Consider the following 23,258-nt stretch of genomic DNA (forward strand, 5'->3'; position numbering starts at 1 on the left):
GGGTAAGATTAGCGTAAAAAAGACAGCAAAATGCCGCCTGAATGATAAATCATCATCATGGAACGCAGGCAGCGAAGAGCACCAACTCTCAAATCGGTACTCCTTGTATGCTAAATACCTGCGCGCGTCAAATAGATGAAACACGTTCAGCGTAAAAACATTACCGCTTTTACGGCTGTTTACTCACTGGAAACCAGTCGTGGCGTGATAAACACCACTAACTCGCGTCGTTCATCTTCTTTTCCGTCATGACGAAATAATTGCCCGAACCAGGGAATGTCGCCAAGCAACGGTACGCTATCCTGACCCGATTTATTTTTACGGGTAAAAATGCCACCCAGCGCCAACGTTTCTCCGCTTTTGACCTCGACCTGCGTTTCGATCTCCTGCTTATCAATCGCCAGCACTTCGCCATCGGCCTGCTGTAGCACCTGCCCCGGAACGTTCTGGCTGATGTGTAATTTCAGCCGGATGCGACCTTTTTGTAACACCGTGGGCGTAACTTCCATCCCCAGGACGGCCTCTTTAAATTCCACCGACGTCGCGCCACTTTCCCCGCTGGAAACCTGATATGGAATTTCGCTCCCCTGTTTAATGCTGGCAGGCTGAAGATGTGAGGCCAGCAGACGCGGACTGGCGATAATATCCAGCTGCTGTTTTTGTTCGAGCGCGGAAAGCTCAAGATCCAGTAAACGTCCGTTGATGCGTCCAATGTTAAAACCGACATGCGTTGTCGCCGTCGCTACGGAGAGGTCGCTGCCAAGCGTGGTGACTTGCCCAACGCCACCAGCTTGTTGCGCATCAGCCAACGTCCATTTCACGCCTAACTCACGCAAACTTTTTTCATTAATGGTGACAATATGCGCCGACAGCTCAACCTGCCCGACCGGCAGATCCATTTGCGCTACCCACTGTTCAAGCGCGCTTAACGCCGCTTTGTTATCTCGCAGCAAAAGGCGATTGGTGCGTTTATCGACGGTCATACTCCCTTTGGCACTCAGTAGCTTCTCCCCCGCTTTCGCCAGTTCTCCCGCGTCGGCGTATTGCAGGGTTATACTGCGATTTTCCAGCGGCAGATTTGCCTGCGCCCGCGCCTGCTCCGCCTCCTGACGGGCGATATTGTCATTCTGCCAGGCAACGGAATGCACCGAGAGAATGTTGCCCTCCTGACGCGTTATCAGTCCGGCGCTTTTCACTACAGTTTGTAGTGCTTGCTTCCAGGGAACATCTGTTAGATGTAACGACACCGTACCGCTGACGTCTGGCGACACCACCAGGTTCAACTTCTCCTGTTCAGCCAGCGCCTGCAACACCTGAGCTACCGGAACGTCATCCACCATCAGCGTCACTTTTTGCGGCTTTGCCGCCTGTACGCCGGGTATCAGCATCAACAGTAGTGCGGCTATCCATTGCTTCATTTGTATCTCCTTGCCGTTGCCACAACCAGTGTGGCGGTTCGCAGTTTGTCCCGGTTCCCAGCGTTAGTGCGTCTGGCGTTAGCTGTAAGATCGTCCAGCCGTTTTCCAGCACATCGTTTTGCTGCACCCGTCGCCATTTTTTTTGCCCATCTTTTATTACACCGATGATGCGCTCGCCTCGCCCTACCATCCCCTGATAGCGCCACTGGCTAAGTTCGCTAATCCGGCATAGATCTTCCGGCGGTTTAAAAGGGTCACGCATACCGGTTAAAAGGCACAATGCAATACCTGCCAACAACCAGCGTTTAACCCTCATGCGGCGTCTCCAGTTGTAGCGTGAACAAAAGGTCATCACCTTCCACGCTTAACGAAAAACGGCTCACGCTGACGTTGCGCTCTGCCAGCCGTGTAAATGCCGACGGCACTGCTTCCCACAGCGTTTTCAACGCCAACTCACCTCCCTGCGCGGATGGATGCCAGTAAACCAGTTGCGCGCCGGATAACTGAAAATCCAGTGGCGAAAAGGGCTGCGTTTTTTCCTCACTGAAGGGAGTGGTGTTTACCAGGCGATACAGTGCGGCCCACTGCTGGTAATGACTTGCCCGTAGTCGAATTAATGCGTCGCTCTCTTCCTGGTGTGTCGATGACAGAAAAATGAGCGTAACTAACATCATCAACCAGAATGCCCAGCAAAGCTGGCGGAGGCGGGGTGATGTGGCGAACCACCAGTCAAAGAGCATGTCCATCGCTAACCTTCCTTGTTAACAGATACTCAAATTGCCAGCGTCCCTGCGCATCCTGCTGCGTGGCCCCCCGCTGATTGAGATGAAAAGAAGCATCCTGGCGGAGTGACGTTTCCAGCGCGTTTAACGCGGTAATGCTTGTTGTTAGCCCCTTGATCTCCAGCGTTCCCTGCTGCCAGCTTATCGTTGTCAGCCAGGCGTGCTCGGGTAAAAGCGCCGCCAGTGCTTCCAGCGCAGATTGCCAGTCACGGGTAAATTGTCGCTGGCGCTGCCTTTGCAAACGCTGCTCACGAATTTGTTGGCGCTCCAGCAAACGTGGTTTCGTTATTTGTAAGCTGTGGGCGAGTTGTTGTTCCCCCTGAAGCAAAACGGCATCTACGCGAGCTTCGGCGTTGCTTGTCAGACGCAATATTAGCGTTATCCCGACGGTCAGCAGCAGAGGCGCAACGAACATCAGCAACCAGAAACGAAGAAAAGCGGTCCGGCGTTGCTGTCGCCAGGGCAAAAAATTAATTGGCGGGTTCATCAGTACGCCTTCCCTAGCGCCAGCCCCAGCGCGATGGCAAAGTCTCCACCTGGCGGCGGTAGCGGCGGCTGACGAACAGAAACCGCCTCCCAGGGGTCAAATCCGCCTTCGCCACATAGCGCGACGCTTTCGGGATCAACGGATAACGCTGCCGCCAGCTCCTTCGCGCTAGTCATCCCCACCGCCAGTTTGCGCCCCCAGCTATAGCGCGTCGCCCACAGCCACTGTTCGTTATCACGCCAGGCCAGACATTGCTGATGAGAAGGTAAAAAAGGCAGGAATCGCTGTAATGCACTGGCATCCGGGGTGATCGCACTAACATGAACACGCAACCTTTCTGCCAAAGTAAGCAGCGTTGCCAGCTCTTTGCTTTGCGCGGCAGTCACGTTATAGGCGGGACTGAGTGAGTCTTCGCTGTAATCGAAGCGCAGGGAGTCCGGATCCATATCCAGCTCGCGGGCCATCGTCCCGGACAGCCAGGCCGTTTGCTCCCGCTCACCAAGGGACATCGACGGGCGCGGAAATGACCGCTGTAATGTGCGACTGGCGGGAAACGCCAACATAATGTGATGACGCTGCGGCAGTTCGCGACTCCACGGTAACAACGTTTTAGCCAGCCGCTGTGCATCGACAATCCGCCCATCTTTGATTATGTCGTTCGCCAGCGGCGACCGCCACCAGCGTTGCAAAAAGCATTCTTTTGCGCCCCGCACGATCGCAACCGCCACCGCTTCTTGCTGTTGTAAATGCAAACCAATTTGCCAGATCTTAAATGCCATCGTGATGATCTCCTTATCACCCGTCACTCTGACGGGTATATCAATGCGTCTGGCTTGCCTTTATACTACCGCGCGTTTGTTTATAAACTGCCCAAATGAAACTAAATGGGAAATTTCCAGTGAAGTTCGTAAAGTATTTTTTGATCCTTGCAGTCTGTTGCATTCTGCTGGGAGCAGGCTCGATTTATGGCCTATACCGCTACATCGAGCCACAACTGCCGGATGTGGCGACATTAAAAGATGTTCGCCTGCAAATTCCGATGCAGATTTACAGCGCCGATGGCGAGCTGATTGCTCAATACGGTGAGAAACGTCGTATTCCGGTTACGTTGGATCAAATCCCGCCGGAGATGGTGAAAGCCTTTATCGCGACGGAAGACAGCCGCTTCTACGAGCATCACGGCGTTGACCCGGTGGGGATCTTCCGTGCGGCAAGTGTGGCGCTGTTCTCCGGCCACGCGTCACAAGGGGCGAGTACCATTACCCAGCAGCTGGCGAGAAACTTCTTCCTCAGTCCAGAACGCACGCTGATGCGTAAGATTAAGGAAGTCTTCCTCGCGATTCGCATTGAACAGTTGCTGACGAAAGACGAGATCCTCGAGCTTTATCTGAACAAGATTTACCTCGGTTACCGCGCCTATGGTGTCGGTGCTGCGGCACAAGTCTATTTCGGTAAAACGGTCGACCAACTGACGCTGAACGAAATGGCGGTGATAGCCGGGCTGCCGAAAGCGCCTTCCACCTTTAATCCGCTCTACTCAATGGATCGTGCCGTCGCGCGGCGTAACGTCGTACTGTCGCGGATGCTGGATGAAGGGTATATCACCCAACAACAGTTCGATCAGACACGCACTGAGGCGATTAACGCTAACTATCACGCGCCGGAGATTGCTTTCTCTGCGCCATACCTGAGCGAAATGGTGCGCCAGGAGATGTATAACCGTTATGGCGAAAGTGCCTATGAAGACGGTTATCGCATTTACACCACCATCACCCGCAAAGTACAGCAGGCCGCACAGCAGGCAGTACGTAATAACGTGCTGGACTACGACATGCGCCACGGCTATCGCGGCCCGGCAAATGTGCTGTGGAAAGTGGGCGAATCGGCGTGGGATAACAACAAGATTACCGATACGCTGAAGGCGCTGCCGACCTATGGTCCGCTGCTGCCTGCCGCAGTCACCAGCGCCAATCCTCAGGAAGCGACGGCGATGCTGGCGGACGGGTCGACCGTCGCATTGAGTATGGAAGGCGTTCGCTGGGCGCGTCCTTACCGTTCGGATACTCAGCAGGGACCGACGCCGCGTAAAGTGACCGATGTTCTGCAAACGGGTCAGCAAATCTGGGTTCGTCAGGTTGGCGATGCATGGTGGCTGGCACAAGTGCCGGAAGTGAACTCGGCGCTGGTGTCGATCAATCCGCAAAACGGTGCCGTTATGGCGCTGGTCGGTGGCTTTGATTTCAATCAGAGCAAGTTTAACCGCGCCACCCAGGCACTGCGTCAGGTAGGTTCCAACATCAAACCGTTCCTCTACACCGCGGCGATGGATAAAGGTCTGACGCTGGCAAGTATGTTGAACGATGTGCCAATTTCCCGCTGGGATGCAGGTGCCGGTTCTGACTGGCAGCCGAAGAACTCACCACCACAGTATGCCGGTCCAATTCGCTTACGTCAGGGACTGGGCCAGTCGAAAAACGTGGTGATGGTACGCGCAATGCGGGCGATGGGCGTCGACTACGCTGCAGAATATCTGCAACGCTTCGGCTTCCCGGCGCAAAACATTGTCCACACCGAATCGCTGGCGCTGGGTTCAGCGTCCTTCACCCCAATGCAGGTGGCGCGCGGCTACGCGGTAATGGCGAACGGCGGCTTCCTGGTGGACCCGTGGTTTATCAGCAAAATTGAAAACGATCAGGGCGGCGTGATTTTCGAAGCGAAACCGAAAGTAGCCTGCCCGGAATGCGATATTCCGGTGATTTACGGTGATACGCAGAAATCGAACGTGCTGGAAAATAACGATGTTGAAGATGTCGCTATCTCCCGCGAGCAGCAGAATGTTTCTGTACCAATGCCGCAGCTGGAGCAGGCGAATCAGGCGTTAGTCGCGAAGACTGGCGCGCAGGAGTACGCACCGCACGTCATCAACACTCCGCTGGCATTCCTGATTAAGAGTGCTTTGAACACCAATATCTTTGGTGAGCCAGGCTGGCAGGGTACCGGCTGGCGTGCAGGTCGTGATTTGCAGCGTCGCGATATCGGCGGGAAAACCGGTACCACTAACAGTTCGAAAGATGCGTGGTTTTCGGGTTACGGTCCGGGCGTTGTGACCTCGGTCTGGATTGGCTTTGATGATCACCGTCGTAATCTCGGTCATACAACGGCTTCCGGAGCGATTAAAGATCAGATCTCAGGTTACGAAGGCGGTGCCAAGAGTGCCCAGCCTGCATGGGACGCTTATATGAAAGCCGTTCTTGAAGGCGTGCCGGAACAGCCGCTGACGCCGCCGCCGGGTATTGTGACGGTGAATATCGATCGCAGCACCGGGCAGTTAGCTAATGGTGGCAACAGCCGCGAAGAGTATTTCATCGAAGGTACACAGCCGACACAACAGGCGGTGCACGAGGTGGGAACGACCATTATCGATAATGGCGAGGCACAGGAATTGTTCTGATTAAAAAGGCGCTTCGGCGCCTTTTTCTGTTTGCTGACAAAGTGTCACTTTATTTATACCGGATACGGCGTGAACACGTTATCCGTCTGAAAATATCGAGAAAAATCAATATATTGCAGGAGTCTCGCAGGCCTGATAAGCATTGTGCATCAGGCAAACTTCACGCATTTACACTCGCCCCTGCTCCTTCAACCACTCGCGCACGAGGAACAGTGCGCTGACATTACGTGCTTCGTTGAAGTCAGGATCTTCCAGCAAATCCATCATATGCGCCAGCGGCCAGCGCACCTGTGGTAGCGGCTCTGGCTCATCGCCTTCCAGCGATTCCGGGTAGAGATCTTGCGCTACCACGATATTCATTTTGCTGGAAAAGTAAGACGGTGCCATGCTGAGCTTCTTCAAAAAAGTCAGATCGTTCGCACCAAATCCAACCTCTTCTTTTAGCTCGCGGTTAGCGGCTTCGTAGACGCTTTCACCCGGATCAATTAATCCTTTCGAAAAACCTAATTCGTAGGATTCCGTTCCCACTGCGTATTCGCGGATCAGGATCAGGTGATCGTCCACAATCGGCACAATCATCACCGCTTCCCGGTTGGTTGGACGCATTCGTTCATAAACACGCCGCACGCCATTGCTGAACTCCAGATCCACGCTTTCGACGGTAAACAGTCGTGAACGGGCTACAGTTTCAACATTCAGAATGGTGGGTTTTTGTAATGATTTGCTCATCGTGGGATCTATGCTGTGAAATCAGCGGTTATTGTGCGATATCGGACACGCTTTCGGCAATGTGAATTGCATGTTATTTACATTTATGTAACTTATTAAATAATCATCCTCAAATCAAATTAAAAGTCAATAGGTTGAAATAACTCCAGGAATTTGCTGATATTCCGCCTTCAGAGGGTTTGCTATGATCAGCGGTTACTGTGATGTGCTTAATGATGCTCAAGTTAAACTCCACGCTTGCCGATAGCCAACCGCAGAATCATGTATTGTGTCCGGTGCGACTGACCACGCCTGACAGACTAAGTAAGATGGGGAAAGCATGAGCACCATTGTGATTTTTTTAGCTGCTTTGCTGGCCTGCTCACTACTTGCGGGATGGCTGATAAAAGTGCGATCCAGACGGCGTCAGCTGCCTTGGACCAACGCCTTCGCGGATGCGCAAACGCGTAAACTCACACCTGAAGAACGTAGCGCCGTTGAAAATTATCTTGAGAGCCTGACGCAGGTATTACAGGTGCCTGGCCCAACGGGAGCCAGCGCGGCACCGGTCTCTCTGGCGCTGAATGCCGAAAGCAACAACGTCATGATGCTGACACACGCTATCACGCGTTACGGCATCTCTACCGACGATCCGAATAAATGGCGTTACTACCTCGATTCGGTAGAAGTCCACCTGCCCCCTTTCTGGGAGCAGTACATCAACGATGAGAATAGCGTTGAACTGATTCATACCGATTCGCTGCCGCTGGTTATTTCACTAAACGGTCATACGCTGCAGGAGTACATGCAGGAAACTCGCGGCTATGCCTTGCAACCTGTTCCGTCAACACAGGCGTCTATTCGCGGGGAAGAGAGTGAGCAAATCGAGCTACTCAATATTCGCAAAGAAACGCACGAAGAGTATGCGCTAAGTCGTCCGCGCGGGCTGCGCGAAGCGTTGCTGATTGTCGCCTCCTTCCTGATGTTCTTTTTCTGCCTGATTACCCCGGATGTATTTGTTCCGTGGCTGGCAGGCGGCGCGTTACTGCTGCTGGGCGCAGGACTGTGGGGGCTATTCGCGCCCCCGGCAAAATCCTCCCTGCGGGAAATTCATTGTCTGCGCGGTACACCCCGTCGTTGGGGATTGTTTGGCGAAAACGATCAGGAACAGATCAACAATATTTCACTCGGTATTATCGACCTGGTCTATCCCGCACACTGGCAGCCCTACATTGCTCAGGATCTCGGCCAACAAACCGATATCGATATCTATCTCGACCGCCACGTAGTGCGTCAGGGGCGATATCTTTCGCTGCATGATGAAGTAAAAAACTTTCCGTTACAGCACTGGCTGCGCAGTACGATTATCGCTGCGGGCTCGCTACTGGTGCTGTTTATGCTGTTATTCTGGATCCCGCTGGATATGCCGCTGAAATTCACCCTCTCGTGGATGAAAGGCGCGCAGACCATTGAAGCCACCAGCGTGAAACAACTGGCTGACGCTGGCGTGCGGGTTGGCGATACATTGCGTATTAGCGGTACGGGAATGTGTAATATTCGCACTTCCGGTACCTGGAGCGCGAAAACCAATTCACCTTTTTTACCGTTTGACTGCTCGCAGATCATCTGGAATGACGCCCGTTCATTACCATTACCAGAATCTGAACTGGTCAACAAAGCGACGGCATTGACCGAAGCAGTTAATCGCCAGCTGCACCCTAAACCGGAAGATGAATCTCGCGTCAGCGCCTCATTACGTTCAGCAATTCAAAAATCCGGCATGGTATTGCTTGATGATTTTGGCGATATCGTACTGAAGACAGCGGATCTTTGTTCTGCCAAAGATGACTGTGTGCGACTGAAAAATGCGCTGGTCAATCTCGGCAACAGTAAAGACTGGGACGCGCTGGTTAAACGCGCTAACGCCGGGAAACTCGATGGCGTGAATGTGTTATTACGCCCAGTGAGTGCGGAATCGCTGGATAACCTGGTGGCGACCTCCACCGCGCCGTTCATCACGCATGAAACAGCGCGAGCGGCACAGTCACTTAACAGTCCGGCCCCCGGCGGATTCCTGATTGTCAGCGACGAAGGCAGCGATTTTGTTGATCAACCCTGGCCTTCAACATCACTTTACGACTACCCGCCGCAAGAACAGTGGAACGCTTTCCAGAAACTGGCGCAAATGTTAATGCATACGCCGTTTAACGCCGAAGGCATCGTCACAAAAATCTTCACCGACGCCAATGGTACGCAGCATATAGGCCTTCATCCGATCCCGGATCGTTCCGGCCTGTGGCGCTATCTCAGCACCACACTGCTGCTACTGACGATGCTGGGCAGCACTATCTATAATGGCGTACAGGCATGGCGTCGTTACCAGCGTCATCGCACTCGCATGATGGAGATTCAGGCCTATTATGAAAGCTGCCTGAATCCGCAACTGATCACCCCTTCAGAAAGCCTTATTGAATAACACGTTTGCGCGGCAGGTTATGCTACCCTGTCGCGCAAATTGCTTCACTCTGGAGATTTCCCTCATGCATATCAACATTGCCTGGCAGGACGTAGATACCGTTCTGCTGGATATGGACGGCACGTTGCTCGACCTCGCCTTCGATAACTATTTCTGGCAAAAGCTGGTGCCTGAAACATGGGGGGCGAAAAACGGGGTCACACCACAGGAAGCGATGGACTATATGCGCCAGCAATATCACGACGTGCAGCATACGCTAAACTGGTACTGTCTTGATTACTGGAGTGAGCAACTGGGTCTGGATATCTGTGCGATGACCACCGAGATGGGACCGCGTGCCGTACTGCGTGAAGATACCATTCCGTTTCTTGAGGCACTGAAAGCCAGTGGTAAGCAACGAATTTTGCTCACCAATGCTCATCCGCATAACCTGGCGGTAAAACTTGAGCATACCGGTCTGGACGCACACCTTGATTTATTACTTTCCACCCACACATTTGGTTATCCGAAAGAGGATCAGCGGTTATGGCATGCGGTGGCCGAAGCTACGGGTCTGAAAGCTGAAAGAACGCTGTTTATTGATGACAGCGAAGTGATTCTCGATGCTGCCGCACAATTTGGTATTCGTTACTGCCTCGGCGTGACTAATCCTGACTCCGGGATTGCCGAGAAACAGTATCAGCACCATCCGTCACTGAATGACTACCGCCGCCTGATCCCCTCGCTAATGTGAAGGAGACGCCATGAAAGAAAAACCTGCTGTTGAGGTTCGACTGGATAAATGGCTATGGGCCGCCCGTTTTTATAAAACCCGCGCGCTGGCCCGCGAAATGATCGAAGGCGGTAAGGTGCACTACAACGGGCAGCGCAGCAAGCCAAGCAAAATCGTCGAGCTGAATGCCACGCTCACTCTGCGCCAGGGAAATGACGAACGAACGGTGATTGTAAAGGCGATTACTGAACAGCGTCGCCCCGCCAGCGAGGCAGTCTTGCTGTATGAAGAGACTGCAGAAAGTGTAGAGAAACGCGAAAAAATGGCGCTGGCACGTAAACTTAATGCCTTAACCATGCCGCACCCGGACCGACGCCCGGACAAAAAAGAGCGCCGCGACCTGTTACGATTTAAACACGGCGACAGTGAATAACTGTCACCTGCAAGAGAGATGATTATGCCGCAACATGACCAATTACATCGCTATCTGTTTGAAAACTTTGCCGTACGCGGCGAACTGGTAACCGTTTCGGAAACCCTGCAACAGATCCTTGAGAATCACGATTATCCGCAGCCCGTTAAAAACGTGCTGGCAGAACTGCTGGTTGCGACCAGCCTGTTAACCGCTACGCTGAAGTTTGATGGTGATATCACCGTACAACTGCAAGGCGACGGACCGATGAATCTGGCGGTTATTAATGGTAACAACAACCAGCAGATGCGCGGTGTGGCGCGCGTGCAGGGCGAAATTCCAGAAAATGCCGACCTGAAAACGCTGGTCGGCAATGGTTACGTAGTGATCACCATTACTCCGAGCGAAGGCGAACGCTATCAGGGCGTGGTTGGTCTGGAAGGTGATACCCTGGCGGCCTGCCTGGAAGATTACTTTATGCGTTCTGAACAGCTGCCGACGCGCCTGTTTATTCGCACCGGCGACGTAGACGGCAAACCGGCTGCAGGCGGTATGTTGTTGCAGGTAATGCCTGCGCAAAATGCCCAGCAGGACGACTTTGACCACCTGGCAACGCTAACCGAAACCATCAAAACCGAAGAACTGCTGACCTTACCAGCAAACGAAGTGTTGTGGCGTTTGTATCACGAAGAAGAGGTGACGGTTTACGATCCGCAGGATGTGGAGTTCAAATGCACCTGTTCGCGTGAACGTTGCGCCGACGCGCTAAAAACGCTGCCGGATGAAGAAGTGGATAGCATTCTGGCGGAAGAAGGCGAAATTGACATGCATTGTGATTACTGCGGTAACCACTATCTGTTCAATGCGATGGATATTGCTGAAATCCGCAACAACGCGTCTCCGGCAGATCCGCAAGTTCATTAATGAGTATGTCCGGCAGAGAGTGCTCTGCCGGATTTTACGACGTAATGGCCTGATGCGCTGCGCTTACCAGGCCTACGCAATAATTCGCAAGTTATTGTTGGTAAGATAAAGCGTCGTATCCGATAAAAGCATTGTCATTTGCTTAAGTTTATTTCTAGCGTTTCACCATCTACCGTCAGATCGCGCCACGCTTTCGGCCTCGTCCCCAGCTTTCCATCCTTCGCAGCTGTGAGTAATTTTTCTTTCGTTATTTCGTTCGGAAGTAAACTCATATCAAGCGCGTCCCATTCTTTTCTATCTGAGTCAAAGCCATAGACAATGACTCTGTCATCATTAAAAGCAAACAGGATCCGCTCCGCCTGACCATCACTATTCAGATCTTGCTCGACCAGTACGCAGGCGTCTTTTTCAATACAGGTCATCACGTTATAGCGATCCTGGATTAAGGCCGACCAGAATGCCGTATCCGGTTTGCCAGAGCCTGGGGCAATTAACACATTTTCGGCTAATACTTTTTCCGATACCTGTTCCTGAAGATGTTGCTCTCCATCTAACGTCATCAGCAGATCCCGTGCGCGTTTCGGGTCTTTCATATACTCGGCATCGCTTTTCAGCGACTCAAGCGCCGCACGTCCATAGCGACCGTTCTGTTCGAGCATGTAGAGACTTACCTGATCTGGCGTGTTCTTGCCGCTCTGATAACGTGCCATATGACTGTTCACACTAATGCGCATACTATCCAGCACCGGCGAATTAAGAAGCACCAGTATTACCAACACCAATAACGAAACCGCAAGGTTCACTTTGCCCTGAAGAACAAGAGGGGTTTGCCCTTTACGCCAGACGATACTGACAAAATACCCCAGCGACCATACCAGTAACACCAGCACCGCCAGCGTGCCCTGCAAGCGGTCGACAGTCCAGCCGTACTGAGCGACCCGCAGCCATAACGCCCAGGCGGCGACGAACACATACAGCGGAGCAGCCAGCAGAGCGGTTTTAATCAGGCAACGCAACGGCCCCGTCCAGGGAAGTGACGCTTTTTGCGGATCGCGGACAATAGCCATTAAAATCAATTGCAAAAAGGCCAGCGTCAACAGCAACCCGGCGGCGGAGATGTGGCGAGAAATCGCGCTCAGGCCCGTAAACGGCAGGGTGATGATAAACATCAGGGTTAGCAATGATACTAACGGCAGCAACCCCGTGGCGATTAACGTGAACAACTTTTGAATAGAGTCGATTAAACGTGACTGTGTACGCGCGAGGATCACCGCCAGTGCGGTAACCAGACCTAACGTGAGATAAATAAACCAGTCGGTTGCAAAAAAGAGCGTTTTGAAAAACGTGATGCCAACAAGTTTAAACAACTCGCCCCACAGTAAAAGTACCAGCCACGTCAGGCCATTGGCGAGAAAAATCACCAGTAATATAAGTACGTTATGCCATACTGACTGGTAAAAATAGCGATAGCGGCTACTGTCATTGCGGATGCGAAGGCTTTGTTGTATCCACGGTAGCAACAACATTGCCATCAGCAGCAGATAGCAACCAAAATCCCAAAGCGCCTTTTCAGCTATCCAGGGGTTCATGCCATCAGTTTGCCACTTCAGCCAGCCGCTCATTCCCAGCGTGGCAATAAACACCAGCGCCAGCCATCCCCAAAGGCGCTTCTGTTTAAAGGAGATCACGGAGAAGAGTAAAACGGATGAAAACGCGACGGTCGCAGGCACGCCATAAACAATCCAACTGTGATTTTTTCCGGAAAGCCAGGCGATCAGTAGGTAGCAAACTAGACCCTGAAGTAATCCGGTAGCAATCATCCCCCAGCGTGTTGCGGGTGAAAGTTCAACGTTATCCATGTTAGTTATCCAGAATCAAAAGGTGGATTAATTATCGCATCCAGGCAGTACTATTTTGCTTTTTTCAGAAAATAATCAAAAAAAGTTAGCGTGGTGAATCGATACTTTACTGATTGAATTTGCATCAATTTCATTCAGGAATGCGATTCCACTCACAATATTCCCGCCATATAAACCAAGATTTAACCTTTTAAGAACATTTTCCACACCTAAAATGCTATTTCTGCGATAATAGCAACCGTTTCGTGACAGGAATCACGGAGTTTTTTGTCAAATATGAATTTCTCCAGATACGTAAATCTATGAGCCTTGTCGCGGTTAACACCCCCAAAAAGACTTTACTATTCAGGCAATACATATTGGCTAAGGAGCAGTGAAATGCGCGTTAACAATGGTTTGACCCCGCAAGAACTCGAGGCTTATGGTATCAGTGACGTACATGATATCGTTTACAACCCAAGCTACGACCTGCTGTATCAGGAAGAGCTCGATCCGAGCCTGACAGGTTATGAGCGCGGGGTGTTAACTAATCTGGGTGCCGTTGCCGTCGATACCGGGATCTTCACCGGTCGTTCACCAAAAGATAAGTATATCGTCCGTGACGATACCACTCGCGATACCTTCTGGTGGGCTGATAAAGGCAAAGGTAAGAACGACAACAAACCTCTCTCTCCGGAAACCTGGCAGCATCTTAAAGGCCTGGTGACCAAACAGCTTTCCGGCAAACGTCTGTTCGTTGTCGACGCTTTCTGTGGTGCGAACCCGGATACTCGTCTTTCCGTCCGTTTCATCACCGAAGTGGCCTGGCAGGCGCATTTTGTCAAAAACATGTTTATTCGCCCGAGCGATGAAGAGCTGGCAGGTTTCAAACCAGACTTTATCGTTATGAACGGTGCGAAGTGCACTAACCCGCAGTGGAAAGAACAGGGTCTGAACTCCGAAAACTTCGTGGCGTTTAACCTGACCGAGCGCATGCAGCTGATTGGTGGCACCTGGTACGGCGGCGAAATGAAGAAAGGGATGTTCTCAATGATGAACTACCTGCTGCCGCTGAAAGGTATCGCTTCTATGCACTGCTCCGCCAACGTTGGCGAGAAAGGCGATGTTGCGGTGTTCTTTGGTCTTTCCGGCACCGGTAAAACCACCCTTTCCACCGACCCGAAACGTCGCCTGATTGGCGATGACGAGCATGGCTGGGATGACGACGGCGTGTTTAACTTCGAAGGCGGCTGCTACGCGAAAACCATCAAGCTGTCGAAAGAAGCGGAACCTGAAATCTACAACGCTATCCGTCGCGATGCGCTGCTGGAAAACGTCACCGTACGTGAAGATGGCACTATCGATTTTGACGATGGTTCAAAAACCGAGAACACCCGCGTTTCTTATCCGATCTATCACATCGATAACATCGTTAAACCGGTTTCCAAAGCGGGCCACGCAACTAAAGTTATCTTCCTGACCGCAGACGCCTTTGGTGTGCTGCCGCCGGTTTCTCGCCTGACTGCCGATCAAACTCAGTACCACTTCCTCTCTGGCTTCACCGCCAAACTGGCCGGTACTGAACGTGGCATCACCGAACCGACGCCAACCTTCTCCGCTTGCTTCGGCGCGGCGTTCCTGTCGCTGCACCCAACTCAGTACGCAGAAGTGCTGGTGAAACGTATGCAAGCGGCGGGTGCGCAGGCATATCTGGTTAACACTGGCTGGAACGGTACTGGCAAACGTATCTCCATTAAAGATACCCGCGCCATTATCGACGCTATCCTCAACGGTTCGCTGGATAACGCAGAAACCTTCACTCTGCCGATGTTTAACCTGGCGATCCCGACTGAACTGCCGGGCGTAGACACTAAAATCCTCGATCCGCGTAACACCTACGCTTCTCCGGAACAGTGGCAGGAAAAAGCTGAAACGCTGGCGAAACTGTTTATCGACAACTTCGATAAATACACCGACACCCCTGCGGGTGCCGCGCTGGTAGCGGCTGGTCCAAAACTGTAATCCGATAAGTTAAGCGACGAAATCCCCCGTTTCACCAGATACGGGGGATTTTTTATTTTCTGTCAGAATTAAACGGGACAAACAGATAATCCAGCGAGTGGCGTGTTTCACGAAAAAACGTATCCAGTTCAGGCTGCGCTTTTATCGCGCTGGCGGGAATGAAAATATCGCAAAACGCTTTCGTCGCTTCTCTGGGAAAACTCTTCGGTAAATGCAGAAAAAGCCACAAATAATCTTCTTCATAGTCAATGCTATACAAATCTTCCCAGCGAAGTATGCCCTGCTGATGAGATTCATAAAAAACAATCCCCTCGAAATAAAACGCATAACGCACGGGTTTCGTAAAAGTAACTTGCTTTGTTTTTGACTTAAAATCGTTAATTCTTCTGCTGATTAACAGGAACATTGATAAGAGGAGTGGCAACATTAATAGAAGAATTAACGTACTGATTGCGTTGAGTTTAAAGTCATGAGAAGGTTTCAACCATTGTGGGATCATGGGCAATATAGCCAATAAGCCAGCGGTTCCAATTCCCCATTTAAACCCTTTAAAACGCTTTTTAATGTAACAGGTATAATGCTTAACGGCAGCGTTGAAGGTGGTTGGGCTGTAGTGGATTTGCACTGTACCGAGGTAATGTGCGGTTTGTGGATCAAAGGGGCAAGGGGGGCTATTCATTCTACTCGCCAGGAGCGCTCACAGGCGCTTACGTCATCATTAATATATGCATTCAGGTAATCATTAAGATCTTTATAACGTGATTCCCCATTGCAGTCATAAACCCAGACCTCTGGCTCAACGGTACTATCTAGCCAAAGGAGAAAAACCATTTCATAACTGTAATCACTACCGGCAAAAAGTGACAGGCGATGAGAACGAAATAGTCCCAAGGCATGGTTATCCCAATTATCACTTGAAGCTACAGCATTCATTTTGATTTCATCAAGAAACGTATCTTCTATGTGTTCCTGCCAAAGCGTTTCCATGTCACTTATACTTAGCCAGCTTCCATGTGTAGCGCTTAACCAACGTCCACAATGTGCAAAACGCGCCTGCAACATAGGGCTGGCCTTCTGCCAGACACCGTTTTTCAATGTCGGGATCCGGCCATCAAACGCAGTGCTTGCAGGTTCAGGAACAACATTGAATGGGCCATCAAATGCTAACCTATTATTTATCGCTTGCTGAATATGTTCCCTGATCATATTTTTCTCCGCGTTAGATCATTTCTGAACCATTAATTTATGGCTTATGTCCCCACGTCCTGAGATAGTAGTTTTCTCGTAAAATGGTCAGTTCAGGGAAACGAGTTGCAGCTTCATCAACCAATGGTGGAATACGATTATCTTTAACTTCAATGAGCAACAAAATAGCCTTCCTTACATTCTCCATCTTTGATGATGCAAAAAGCGGTAATACCAACTCAACGAATCCTCGGCTTTCATTGAAATCAGGCGCCTTACTCATCGCCCACAATAATGTTTGCTGACGGTCATCAGTGATACGTTCGAGAAGCGGCAGAAAAGTATCATATTTATTATACTCTGTTTCTCGTATAGCAAAGACAGCTGAGGATAGAGTGTCATCGTCAAGTTCAGGCATTATTATTAACAGTGAATGAATATAATCCTCAATATTCACCACACTATCTCTACAGGCAAAACGGAGATCTTTAATAGCAATATCACGTAATTCACCTGGCATTGTAAAATAGAGTCGAAAAATATCTGCAGCACAAGAACCTTTTTTTTGGCGTAATCTTGTGAATGCCTCTTCACACAATTCTTTATCATTCTCTGTGCGGCAAACATGTTCCCAAAGGGCAAAAGTTTCGGGTTCTATCTGTGGAAAACGGCATAGCGAGAATAAAATGGATCTACGTAAATCCGGGATTTTCTCAGTTAAAAACCACTCACGCAGTTGAATTTGCGTTCCTGGCAAACTTCTATCGAAACCCTTCATACTCATGCCAGCAATAAAATCGTCCAGCCAGCGTTCATACCAGTTGAGGAAATTTTTATCATATATAAAATCAAACGGATAATCTTCATCACCATCAGTCAGCATTAACCTTCCGCGATACTGCCCCGTCACCACCAGGCAAATATCATAAGTACATCCCAGGGTGAGAATGGTCAATGCGCCGTCAAAAAAACTATATTCTTCATCATCTTCTGTACGGCCAGCATTCAACACATCAACATCCTGCTGCGTCATATAAAGCGGTACAGGGCTTTCTTTTGTTATATCGCCATAAATATCTGTACCGCCTAAAGATTCAAGACCGTAGGCATGTGCCGGACCGCCATTAGCGATATAGCGAAGAAAAATTCGATATTCCCGTGGCAAAGTGACGCTATGTTTTTTCTCCCAGGAAGCTATTTCCGCCTCGCTGGCAGGCTTCGGCCATTGATATTTCCAACCTTCAGAACCGAATAACTTACATTCAGGATCCAGTGCGGCAATGCGTGGGATTTTTTCTTTTATACGAGCAATCTGTGCTTGTTCTTCGTTGGTAAGTTGCATCAAGCTATTCCTTTAGTGTGCCTTTACTAATCAGGATACGCTAGCCTGCAATCAGCTTACAGTACACTTTACTTCGTATGGTGCCGATGTCTGAAACCGTATTCATTCAGTAGATACTGAGTGCACAAAATAAAACAGGAGGCTCCTTCTCCTCCCGTTTTATTTACCCTTCTTTTGTCGTGCCCTGCGCCCGCGTTACCGGCATTGGCAGCCAGGCGCGAATGGAAAGCCCACCCCGTTCGCTGGTGCCAAGCTCCAGCATGCCGTTATGGTTATCCACGATACGCTGCACAATTGCCAGGCCTAATCCCGTGCCGCTAATGGTGCGCGCACTGTCGCCGCGGACAAACGGCTGGAACAAGTGCTTACGCTGTTCCGGCGCAATTCCCGGACCGTCGTCTTCTACCTGGAACCAGGCGCGATTCGGCTCCGTGCCGCTGCTGACTTTAATCCAGCCGTTGCCGTAACGAGCAGCGTTCACCACCATATTCGCCACTGCACGTTTGATCGACAGCGGGTGCATTTTCACTTCAATGCTGCCGGGGTAAAGCGCGGTTTCAATTTCCCGCTCATAGCCACTTTCGGCAGCAATCACCTCACCGAGCACTGCGTTGAGATCCGCCATTTCCATCGGCATCTCCTGCCCGGTGCGCAGGTAGTCGATAAACTGTTCAATGATGGCATTGCACTCTTCGATATCTTTATTGATCGATTCTGCCAGGTAGCCATCCTGCTCGCTCATCATCTCGGTCGCCAGACGAATACGTGTCAGCGGCGTGCGCAAGTCGTGGCTTACCCCTGCCATCAGCAACGTGCGGTCATCCGCCAGTTGCTTAACACCAGCCGCCATATGGTTAAAGGCGCGGGTAACGGAACGCACCTCCGAAGCGCCATACTCACGCAGCGGCGGCGGAATAATCCCCTTACCCACCTGCAAGGCAGCGTGTTCGAGATCGACCAACGGTCGGTTCTGGATACGAATAAATAGCCACGCCCCACCTATCGCCAATAGCATAATCGCCAACGTATAGCGGAACAGCGGGGAGAAATCGCCCTGATGAATTTCGGTCAGTGGCACGCGTACCCAGATATTGGGCGACAGCCAGGTTTTCAGCCAGACGACAGGCGAGCTTTTGTTGACCTCAACGCGTACTTCCGTCGGGCCGCCCAGTTGTTGCGCCATCTGATGGCTTAAGAATTCATAGTGTTGCGCCCAACGCAGCCCTGCCTCTTCGGCAGCTTCGTTGGAATAGAGAGAGATCCCCAGCTCACGGTAGATCTCCCGACGGAAAGCGGGAGGCACAACCAACTGCGTGCCGTCCTCCAGTTGCAGTTTGTCGGTCATCAACATACGCACTTCGTATGCCAGGACTTTATTAAACTGCTGGAGGCTCGGCAAAATCGCGAAGTTCAGCACCACCAGATAAGTCGTCACCAGGCTGACGAACAGCAAGGTGACGATGAGCAATAACGTACGGGCAAATGAACTTCGTGGCGAGAAGCGCAATCGCCTCATGCTTTAGAACCGTCCGGCACGAAAACGTAGCCCAGACCCCAAACGGTCTGAATGTAACGCGGATGCGCCGGATCTTCTTCCACCATGCGGCGCAGACGCGAGATCTGCACGTCGATGGAACGTTCCATTGCGGAATATTCACGGCCACGGGCAAGGTTCATCAGCTTATCGCGGGAGAGCGGCTCACGTGGATGGCTAACCAGCGCCTTCAGTACCGCAAACTCACCGCTGGTGAGCGGCATTGGCTCATCTTCGCGGAACATTTCACGCGTCCCGAGGTTGAGTTTGAACTTACCGAAAGCAATTACCGCCTCTTCCTGTGACGGCGCACCCGGCAGTTCGTTCGCCTGACGACGCAGCACCGCACGGATACGGGCCAGCAGTTCACGCGGGTTAAACGGTTTTGGAATGTAGTCGTCAGCGCCAATCTCCAGGCCAACGATACGATCCACTTCTTCCCCTTTCGCCGTCACCATAATGATCGGCATCGGGTTGCTCTGGCTACGAAGACGTCGGCAAATCGACAAGCCATCTTCACCAGGTAACATCAAATCCAGTACCATAAGATGGAAAGATTCACGAGTCAGCAGGCGATCCATCTGTTCTGCATTAGCGACGCTTCGAACCTGGAAGCCTTGTTCGGTGAGATAACGTTCCAGCAGCGCACGCAGGCGCATGTCGTCATCGACCACCAGAATCTTGTAGTTCTCTTGCATTCTTTGTACTCCCAAAGGTTCGCAACAATTTGTAAGCGTGTATTCTTAAAAAAGCTTACGTTCGTCACCAGCTAAATCTGGTATGAATTTCAGCCTAAATTGTTACAAAGCATATTAAACAGCAGCTTAAGTATACAATTTATTCGGCGAAACATTATTGATTCTGTTGATATGATCACGTTATACCCAATGTGCGCATTATCAAACAGACAAAGGGAATCAACGAGATGAAAACGCCCCTGGTTACCCGGGAAGGGTATGAAAAACTCAAACAAGAGCTAAATTATCTCTGGCGTGAAGAACGCCCGGAGGTCACAAAGAAAGTGACCTGGGCCGCAAGTCTGGGCGACCGCAGCGAAAATGCTGACTATCAGTATAATAAAAAGCGCCTGCGTGAAATCGACCGTCGCGTGCGCTATCTCACTAAATGCATGGAAAATCTCAAAATCGTCGATTACTCCCCGCAACAGGAAGGCAAAGTCTTTTTTGGCGCATGGGTGGAGATTGAAAACGACGATGGCGTGACTCACCGTTTTCGTATTGTCGGCTACGATGAAATTTTTGGCCGTAAAGATTACATCTCTATCGATTCCCCAATGGCCCGCGCATTGCTGAAAAAAGAAGTGGGCGATCTGGCAGTGGTCAATACCCCTGCCGGGGAAGCGAGCTGGTATGTTAATGCTATCGAGTACGTGAAACCGTAAGGAAGAGTCTTAACCTCCTGCCGATGGCTGGCATTTTTGCCAGCCAGTCCGTATAACTATCCCCTGATTTTTGATCCGAAAAGATGAACTCAAACCATGATGAATGATTCGTTCTGCCGCATTATTGCGGGTGAAATTCAGGCGCGCCCGGAACAGGTTGACGCTGCCGTTCGCCTGCTTGACGAAGGGAATACCGTGCCGTTTATCGCACGTTATCGTAAGGAAATCACCGGCGGTCTGGATGACACGCAGCTGCGTAATCTGGAAACGCGTCTGAGCTATTTGCGCGAGCTGGAAGAGAGACGTCAGGCAATCCTCAAGTCCATTTCCGAGCAAGGCAAACTGACCGACGAGCTGGCGAATGCTATTAACGCCACCTTAAGCAAAACCGAACTCGAAGACCTCTACCTGCCCTACAAACCTAAACGCCGCACCCGCGGGCAAATTGCTATTGAAGCAGGACTTGAGCCACTGGCCGACCTGCTGTGGAACGATCCGTCACACACGCCAGAAGTCGCCGCTGCACAATATGTTGATGCCGATAAAGGCGTAGCAGATACCAAAGCCGCGCTGGACGGCGCGCGCTATATCCTGATGGAACGGTTTGCCGAAGATGCCGCGCTGCTGGCGAAAGTGCGTGATTATCTGTGGAAGAACGCGCATTTGGTTTCTACGGTGGTGAACGGTAAAGAAGAGGAAGGGGCGAAATTCCGCGACTATTTCGATCATCACGAACCGCTGTCAACGGTGCCTTCTCACCGCGCGCTGGCGATGTTCCGTGGGCGTAACGAAGGCGTACTCCAACTTTCGCTGAATGCCGATCCGCAGTTCGATGAGCCGCCAAAAGAGAGCTATTGCGAGCAAATCATCATGGATCACCTTGGCCTGCGCCTGAACAATGCCCCGGCGGATAGCTGGCGCAAAGGCGTGGTGAGCTGGACGTGGCGCATCAAGGTGCTGATGCATCTGGAAACCGAACTAATGGGCACAGTGCGTGAACGCGCGGAAGATGAAGCAATCAACGTCTTTGCCCGTAACCTGCACGATCTTCTGATGGCGGCCCCTGCCGGACTGCGTGCAACGATGGGCCTCGATCCGGGTCTGCGTACTGGGGTAAAAGTGGCGGTAGTCGATGCGACGGGTAAACTGGTGGCGACCGACACCATTTACCCGCACACCGGACAAGCCGCAAAAGCAGCGATGACCGTTGCTGCCTTGTGTGAAAAACATAACGTTGAACTGGTGGCAATCGGTAACGGTACGGCTTCCCGCGAAACTGAGCGTTTCTATCTCGACGTTCAGAAGCAGTTTCCGAAAGTGACCGCACAGAAAGTGATCGTCAGCGAAGCAGGCGCGTCGGTTTACTCGGCTTCCGAACTGGCGGCGCAGGAGTTCCCGGATCTCGATGTTTCGCTGCGTGGCGCGGTGTCTATCGCCCGTCGTTTGCAGGATCCGCTGGCGGAGCTGGTGAAAATCGATCCGAAATCTATCGGCGTAGGTCAGTATCAGCATGACGTCAGCCAGACGCAGCTGGCCCGCAAACTGGATGCAGTAGTAGAAGACTGCGTAAACGCCGTTGGCGTCGATCTCAACACCGCTTCCGTTCCGCTGTTAACCCGAGTGGCGGGCCTGACGCGCATGATGGCGCAAAACATTGTGGCCTGGCGCGATGAGAACGGCCAGTTCCAGAACCGCCAGCAACTGTTAAAAGTGAGCCGCCTGGGGCCAAAAGCCTTCGAGCAGTGCGCAGGCTTCTTGCGCATTAACCACGGTGACAACCCGCTGGACGCCTCTACTGTTCACCCGGAAGCCTATCCGGTGGTGGAACGCATTCTGGCAGCAACACAGCAGGCACTGAAAGATCTGATGGGTAACAGCAGCGAACTGCGTAACCTGAAAGCGTCTGACTTTACTGATGAGAAATTCGGTGTGCCGACGGTAACTGACATCATCAAAGAGCTGGAAAAACCGGGTCGCGATCCGCGTCCGGAATTTAAAACCGCCCAGTTTGCCGATGGCGTCGAGACAATGAACGACCTGCAACCGGGTATGATCCTCGAAGGTGCGGTGACCAACGTCACCAATTTTGGTGCTTTTGTTGATATTGGCGTACATCAGGACGGCCTGGTTCACATCTCTTCATTGTCGAACAAGTTTGTGGAAGATCCGCATACCGTGGTGAAAGCGGGCGACATTGTGAAGGTGAAAGTGCTGGAAGTGGATCTTCAGCGTAAACGTATCGCCCTGACTATGCGTCTGGACGAGCAGCCTGGCGAAACCAACGCCCGTCGCGGGGGCGGTAATGAACGCCCGCAAAACAACCGCCCGGCAGCCAAACCGCGCGGGCGTGAAGCGCAGCCTGCCGGTAATAGCGCAATGATGGATGCGCTGGCGGCAGCAATGGGCAAAAAACGTTAAACGCCCTGATAGACAAACGTAAACCTGCCAGATAAGGCGTTCACGCCGCATCTGGCAACGAACGCCATGCCTGACATAAAAATGCCGGAGAATATCTCCGGCATTTTTATTCCACAACGAAACTCACACTATATTTCGTCAATATTT

20 protein-coding genes are annotated in these 23,258 nt (G+C 51.5%); 8 read left to right on the forward strand and 12 right to left on the reverse strand.

The window, feature by feature from the left end:
• Positions 1 to 179: 179 nt before the first annotated feature.
• From hofQ to hofM, 5 genes are read right to left on the reverse strand one after another with little or no spacing between them, the layout of a single operon-like run.
• The gene (gene hofQ, locus QUF14_RS20900; protein ID WP_000815999.1) at positions 180 to 1,418 is read right to left on the reverse strand and encodes a DNA uptake porin HofQ; all 1,239 of its coding nucleotides are present in this window, start codon (positions 1,416 to 1,418) and stop codon (positions 180 to 182) included.
• A complete protein-coding gene (hofP, locus tag QUF14_RS20905) occupies positions 1,330 to 1,734 on the reverse strand; it encodes a DNA utilization protein HofP (RefSeq protein ID WP_001264137.1) in 405 nt (134 codons plus the stop codon). The genes hofQ and hofP overlap by 89 nt, the downstream gene beginning before the upstream one ends.
• Complete coding sequence (gene hofO, locus QUF14_RS20910) at positions 1,724 to 2,164, reverse strand: DNA utilization protein HofO (RefSeq protein ID WP_000367369.1); 441 nt, start codon at positions 2,162 to 2,164, stop codon at positions 1,724 to 1,726. The genes hofP and hofO overlap by 11 nt, the downstream gene beginning before the upstream one ends.
• Positions 2,148 to 2,687: a PilN domain-containing protein gene (locus QUF14_RS20915; protein WP_001069346.1), complete on the reverse strand. Its 540-nt coding sequence runs from the start codon at positions 2,685 to 2,687 to the stop codon at positions 2,148 to 2,150. The genes hofO and QUF14_RS20915 overlap by 17 nt, the downstream gene beginning before the upstream one ends.
• On the reverse strand, positions 2,687 to 3,466 hold the full coding sequence (gene hofM / locus QUF14_RS20920) for a DNA utilization protein HofM (protein ID WP_100733699.1): 780 nt from the start codon (positions 3,464 to 3,466) through the stop codon (positions 2,687 to 2,689). The genes QUF14_RS20915 and hofM overlap by 1 nt, the downstream gene beginning before the upstream one ends.
• 119 nt (positions 3,467 to 3,585) lie before the next feature.
• Here hofM and mrcA point away from each other — a divergent pair, with 119 nt between their 5' ends.
• Positions 3,586 to 6,138, forward strand: a complete 2,553-nt coding sequence (gene mrcA, locus QUF14_RS20925; protein WP_001301905.1) for a peptidoglycan glycosyltransferase/peptidoglycan DD-transpeptidase MrcA — start codon at positions 3,586 to 3,588, stop codon at positions 6,136 to 6,138.
• Between the two features lie 168 nt (positions 6,139 to 6,306).
• Here the strand turns inward: mrcA and nudE are convergent, their stop codons facing one another.
• On the reverse strand, positions 6,307 to 6,867 hold the full coding sequence (nudE, locus tag QUF14_RS20930; RefSeq protein WP_000045742.1) for an ADP compounds hydrolase NudE: 561 nt from the start codon (positions 6,865 to 6,867) through the stop codon (positions 6,307 to 6,309).
• 319 nt (positions 6,868 to 7,186) lie between these two features.
• Between nudE and igaA the strand changes: the two genes are divergently transcribed.
• The 4 genes from igaA to hslO all read left to right on the forward strand — a co-directional run bounded on the left by igaA (position 7,187) and on the right by hslO (position 11,370).
• On the forward strand, positions 7,187 to 9,322 hold the full coding sequence (gene igaA, locus QUF14_RS20935; protein WP_000104562.1) for an intracellular growth attenuator protein IgaA: 2,136 nt from the start codon (positions 7,187 to 7,189) through the stop codon (positions 9,320 to 9,322).
• Positions 9,323 to 9,386: 64 nt separating this feature from the next.
• Positions 9,387 to 10,055, forward strand: a complete 669-nt coding sequence (gene yrfG / locus QUF14_RS20940; RefSeq protein ID WP_024211927.1) for a GMP/IMP nucleotidase — start codon at positions 9,387 to 9,389, stop codon at positions 10,053 to 10,055.
• 10 nt (positions 10,056 to 10,065) lie between these two features.
• Positions 10,066 to 10,467, forward strand: coding sequence for a ribosome-associated heat shock protein Hsp15 (gene hslR, locus QUF14_RS20945; protein WP_000660487.1), 402 nt, complete (start codon positions 10,066 to 10,068; stop codon positions 10,465 to 10,467).
• 24 nt (positions 10,468 to 10,491) lie between these two features.
• Positions 10,492 to 11,370, forward strand: coding sequence for an Hsp33 family molecular chaperone HslO (hslO, locus tag QUF14_RS20950; RefSeq protein ID WP_024211926.1), 879 nt, complete (start codon positions 10,492 to 10,494; stop codon positions 11,368 to 11,370).
• A 134-nt stretch (positions 11,371 to 11,504) separates the two neighbouring features.
• Here the strand turns inward: hslO and QUF14_RS20955 are convergent, their stop codons facing one another.
• Complete coding sequence (locus QUF14_RS20955; protein WP_000370869.1) at positions 11,505 to 13,229, reverse strand: DUF4153 domain-containing protein; 1,725 nt, start codon at positions 13,227 to 13,229, stop codon at positions 11,505 to 11,507.
• A gap of 378 nt (positions 13,230 to 13,607) precedes the next feature.
• Between QUF14_RS20955 and pckA the strand changes: the two genes are divergently transcribed.
• Positions 13,608 to 15,230, forward strand: coding sequence for a phosphoenolpyruvate carboxykinase (ATP) (gene pckA, locus QUF14_RS20960; protein ID WP_001298201.1), 1,623 nt, complete (start codon positions 13,608 to 13,610; stop codon positions 15,228 to 15,230).
• A gap of 52 nt (positions 15,231 to 15,282) precedes the next feature.
• Here the strand turns inward: pckA and QUF14_RS20965 are convergent, their stop codons facing one another.
• From QUF14_RS20965 to ompR, 5 genes are all read right to left on the reverse strand, one after another.
• Positions 15,283 to 15,909, reverse strand: a complete 627-nt coding sequence (locus tag QUF14_RS20965; RefSeq protein ID WP_001087953.1) for a hypothetical protein — start codon at positions 15,907 to 15,909, stop codon at positions 15,283 to 15,285.
• Positions 15,906 to 16,436 (reverse strand): hypothetical protein, encoded by a 531-nt coding sequence (locus QUF14_RS20970; RefSeq protein ID WP_000617564.1) that lies wholly within the window; start codon positions 16,434 to 16,436, stop codon positions 15,906 to 15,908. The genes QUF14_RS20965 and QUF14_RS20970 overlap by 4 nt, the downstream gene beginning before the upstream one ends.
• Before the next feature lie 37 nt (positions 16,437 to 16,473).
• The gene (locus QUF14_RS20975) at positions 16,474 to 17,757 is read right to left on the reverse strand and encodes an SMI1/KNR4 family protein (protein WP_001177604.1); all 1,284 of its coding nucleotides are present in this window, start codon (positions 17,755 to 17,757) and stop codon (positions 16,474 to 16,476) included.
• A gap of 163 nt (positions 17,758 to 17,920) precedes the next feature.
• Positions 17,921 to 19,273 (reverse strand): two-component system sensor histidine kinase EnvZ, encoded by a 1,353-nt coding sequence (envZ, locus tag QUF14_RS20980; RefSeq protein ID WP_001253705.1) that lies wholly within the window; start codon positions 19,271 to 19,273, stop codon positions 17,921 to 17,923.
• Positions 19,270 to 19,989, reverse strand: coding sequence for an osmolarity response regulator transcription factor OmpR (gene ompR / locus QUF14_RS20985; RefSeq protein ID WP_001157751.1), 720 nt, complete (start codon positions 19,987 to 19,989; stop codon positions 19,270 to 19,272). Before ompR ends, envZ begins: the two co-directional genes overlap by 4 nt.
• Before the next feature lie 227 nt (positions 19,990 to 20,216).
• On the opposite strand from ompR, the gene greB reads away from it, so the two are divergent.
• Positions 20,217 to 20,693 (forward strand): transcription elongation factor GreB, encoded by a 477-nt coding sequence (gene greB / locus QUF14_RS20990; protein ID WP_000856744.1) that lies wholly within the window; start codon positions 20,217 to 20,219, stop codon positions 20,691 to 20,693.
• Positions 20,694 to 20,789: 96 nt separating this feature from the next.
• Complete coding sequence (locus QUF14_RS20995; protein WP_000980750.1) at positions 20,790 to 23,111, forward strand: Tex family protein; 2,322 nt, start codon at positions 20,790 to 20,792, stop codon at positions 23,109 to 23,111.
• Positions 23,112 to 23,258: the final 147 nt, after the last annotated feature.

Source organism: Escherichia sp. HH091_1A (assembly GCF_030295175.1).
Taxonomy (GTDB): domain Bacteria; phylum Pseudomonadota; class Gammaproteobacteria; order Enterobacterales; family Enterobacteriaceae; genus Escherichia; species Escherichia coli_F.